Here is a 1,171-nt window from a genome sequence, read left to right on the forward strand (position 1 = left end):
AAGTAGATATCGAATTCTTGCTGTGGTTCTATCAATGAGTAGCCTTTTTTGTTTTGCTTGGAGTACCGCTGTAATGATGGATATGATGCGCACTTACCGCAAAATAAGGGCTTCAGACGGGACGATTGTGGCCAACAACTAGAGGAACCCAAAAGCAAGCTCAGAATGTATAAACCACCTTAGGGTGGCTTGTTTGGAATGCAGTAACTACAGACTTCCAAAGCTTAATGTTAATGTTGAGTGATGAACTGTAAAAAATGTCAATTTTTCTACATTACCTGGGACAAGAAGTTCCCCTATGGCTGTAAGCTATATGAAATTAAGTCCAAGACAACTCCGGACGCTCAAGTTTTGGCAAATACCAACATAGCCTGCCTGGGCTTTCAACCCAAAGTCACCAAGAATCAATAGCATCGATTTAAGTCACCAATTATTAGTTGAGCTAACGCTAGCAATCATACAAAACCACAATTTACCCATTCTTAAGCTGGGTCTGGTTTAGTCATAAAAACTTCACATATCTGATTTAAGCTTTTGAGATACAGCATTTGTTGTTATTTCTTCTGGCCTATTCTTATGGAGAGTCACCATGTTTCAAACTGAGAAATTCATTGCAACCCAAGCCAAAGCGATTGAGTCTGCGCAAGTGTTGGCTCAACTGGCTATTGAGAACGCAAAAGCCATAGCTGATATTCACTATGATGCAACTAAAGATACGGTACTTGCCACGCAAGTTAAGGCTGCTCAAATCCTAGCTATTCGAGATGTCAAAGAAGTCTTGGAGCTATTTACTGCTGAAGAAGCCCAGGTAGCCGTATCTGAGGTATCCGCTATTCAGGGCAAGGTATCTAAAGTGATTAGTCATAGCCACAAAGAAGTTATTGGCATGATTGAGTCTGCAATCGATGAGTCTAAGCTTGAGCTAAAAAAGATGGTTAAAGAGATTTCTGGTGGAGCTCCTGCTGGCGGTTGGACTTTATATGCTCCGCTGACATCACAGATGGGCCCAGGTTTAGACATGGCCATTTTTGCACTTCACTTGTTGGGCGCTTCTTCCATCATGGGTTCAATTAACATCATTGTGACCATTTTGAACATGCGCGCTCCTGGCATGACATTGATGAAGATGCCAATGTTCTGCTGGACTTGGTTGATCACTGCGTATTTGTTG

At 41.9% G+C, this 1,171-nt stretch carries 1 protein-coding gene; it reads left to right on the forward strand.

The window, feature by feature from the left end; all coding sequences use genetic code 11:
• Positions 1-589 precede the first annotated feature (589 nt).
• The coding region (locus tag B7Y67_RS18720; RefSeq protein WP_293599922.1) for a cbb3-type cytochrome c oxidase subunit I at positions 590-1,171 on the forward strand (582 nt) is incomplete at its 3' end.

Source organism: Polynucleobacter sp. 35-46-11, from assembly GCF_002281105.1.